Below are 2,664 nucleotides of genomic sequence, written 5' to 3'. Positions count from 1 at the left end.
TTAGTTTCCGCGGAACAAATCCCGACTGAAAGGCAGCGCATGATCAATCAAGACGACGCGGGGCTCTCCCTATCTCGCGACAATCATGCCGACGGTGAGTCGACCACCGATGCAGCCACCGCTCCCGCAAATTTCATCGATTACGGCCTGATCGATGCGATTGTTGACGAAACGATGTTACGCAAGCCTGCGTTAGCGTTCAACCCATTCGATGACCGGCCGCTTTCTACGCTCGACACGTTGCAGCAACGGACGCCAATCCGAGTGCGCCAACCTGTTCGCGCATTCCCTCCCCCGTCGCATCGCCTTCGCGACCTCGCCATGCTCACCAGCAGTGCCGATCGTCTGCGTGAGGCGCTCACGCATATGCATGTCGCGGATCGGCTGTCGTTGATGGTGGAATACCGCAAGCCGTCACGACAAGAACAAGCGACAGTGATCCCCTTCGGCGCACCGGTCCTTCACCGCGCGCTTCGGACCACGGATGGACTCGCGGAACTGCTCAAGCTGCTCGCCGGCAACGCCGGCAGCCAGTACGCGAGTCTTGGCGGCCCCGATGTTGCTCCGGGACGGCGACGCCGCACGCGACAACTCGCTCCCGCGCCCACATCCGCTCTCGACGTCAAAACGCGCCTAGTGGACATCGCATCGCGATATTTCAACCAGCCCGGACTCTGGATCCGGCTAGCCGATATAGCCCTCACCTGCAGCAGTTACTGGATCGACGAGGTCGATCATCCGACGGCGTACCGGAACGCTCAGGCCCTTATCCATGCGCGACGCTGGGCCGACCATGTGATGCAGCATCTGCTGAAATTTAGCTTTCAGGACCGTGTATCCTTGCTCGCCTCCCTTTCGACTCCACACCCGACGGCACGACCCGGAACGGACGAGGTTCCGGAACATCCCTTCGCTGCCGTACGACGTTTGAGGACTGTCGGAAGGTTACTCCTGGCCGTCGGGGACCGAGGTTACGTCGCAGCCGGAATCGGGGCGGCCGGCACCAGAGTCGGCCGACGCGATCTGTTCGATCCCGCCGCCTTCGCCGTCACCTCGTGCGCATCGATCTGGATCGCCAACTCCACGCGCCGCATCGAAGGCCGAGAACCTAAAACGGGGACATTTTCACGCTTCGTCGAAGAGTTCCTGGCCGAAGCCATTCCGATCTTTCCCCACGCGAAACTGCGTACCGCCCTGCGCACATTTCATGACATCCGCGATATAGAAATCCGCACGATCGCGGGAAAACTCGGCAAAGATCCGGCTCTCGTACTGCCCGCCAAGCCCAGGCAGAGGCGCAGTCCCGGCTGACTCCCAGCGAACGGACGACAGCGATCGTGGCGGTAGCATCGCGATCGCGCACAGATGCATATCGAGGGACACAATGCCCGAATCCGGTTCGGGTGCGGACTACCAACAAGTCTACCGGCAGTTGATGCCCGCCAGCAGGCAGGCGACCCGGGCCATTGTCCACCCCGCCTCCCCCGCTCCCGTTGACCCTGCCTTCAGAATATTCGGCATTCCTGCACGCTTGTTTCTTTGAAATCATCGCACCCATTCGCGCATCATCGGTGGCGAAAGCGCCGAGGATGAAGATGCGATCGAATATCAGCACAGCAACACGAAACGATGAATTCGAGCACGTCGATGCCCGCGTCGCGAGCGCGTTGCGCGACCTCGTCCGGATCTTTGCTCGTCGGGCCGCTCGTGAGGTGGTCAAAGCGACATCGACGGTAGCATCGGAAACAGTAGCCCCAGCATGTCGGCCGACAGTGTCCGATCATCGTCATGATTGAGCCATGCCTGAACAGACCAAAGTCAAAGACCTGGCGACCGAAGCATCCGACCGTGATGCCGACCAACCACCGTCGGTGGCGCCATCAGTATCCGCCTTGCGATCGCCGGTGCCGCACTCACCACTTTTGACGACCGAAGATGTCTGCGCCTTGTTCCGCCGCACCCCGCGTTCGATCCGCCGATGGGTGCAGGTCGGACATCTGCGCCCAATCAGGGTCGGCGCTGCGATATTTTTCGATCCCCGTCAGATAGAGGCGCTTATCGCCGAAACTCTTCGACGCTGAGTTGGGCCATGGCGATACTGACGATCGGGATGGTGACCGTAGATGCTCCGACGATCTGGACGGACCTGAAAATACCTGATTCGGCGAACCCAATCATTACGAACACCGGCACTTCGGTGTCCAACCGTTTAATCGACAATATCAAGCAAAAACAACCGACTTCTCGGTCGTTCTTAGAACACTACCAGTCAATTAGCTTGGGACTGGTGTATAGCCTTCTCATAACCGTCCGGCTTTGACCGGCATTGACCAAACAGGAGTTATCCATGTCCGACAATACCCCAATTCTACCTTCCGGCAACAACGAACAACCCGCGTTACCTCCCGAGATAACTGTCAGCGAAGCGATAGCGTTGGTGGCGACCTGGATCGATCTCTCGCCGGCGCGGCGGAGCGTGCTCATCTCGTCACTCCGTACCATCGCGCGCATTGCCGAAACGGACCCGACCCTTCTCGTACTCTCGCCTGCCGTTCTCAACGCGCGGGTCCTCGGCAAAGCATCCCAGCTCTACGACATCGCAGCACCATCCATGGCCACGACTCGTTCATGCATTCAATTCATAATGAGGCGCCTGGGACTCAT

General features: G+C 59.6%; 2 protein-coding genes and 1 pseudogene. All 3 read left to right on the top strand.

The window, feature by feature from the left end; genetic code table 11:
• Positions 1-1,311, top strand: a 1,311-nt coding sequence (locus ACP5E6_RS18060) for a hypothetical protein (protein WP_427956646.1), incomplete at its 5' end; no start/stop codon positions are given.
• A gap of 488 nt (positions 1,312-1,799) precedes the next feature.
• Positions 1,800-2,081, top strand: a complete 282-nt coding sequence (locus ACP5E6_RS18055) for a helix-turn-helix domain-containing protein (RefSeq protein WP_427956644.1) — start codon at positions 1,800-1,802, stop codon at positions 2,079-2,081.
• Between the two features lie 266 nt (positions 2,082-2,347).
• Positions 2,348-2,664: pseudogene (locus tag ACP5E6_RS18050) on the top strand (hypothetical protein); the annotation flags it as partial.

The organism is Acidiphilium sp. (assembly GCF_049977125.1).
Classification (GTDB): Bacteria; Pseudomonadota; Alphaproteobacteria; order Acetobacterales; family Acetobacteraceae; genus Acidiphilium.
The sequence above is the reverse complement of the archived record's forward strand: the minus strand, read 5'-3'. Positions and strand labels throughout refer to the sequence as shown.

Bases quoted from the DNA above. Each gene is read 5' to 3' on its own strand.
- ACP5E6_RS18055 (WP_427956644.1), top strand. From the start codon at position 1,800: ATGCCTGAACAGACCAAAGTCAAAGACCTGGCGACCGAAGCATCCGAC.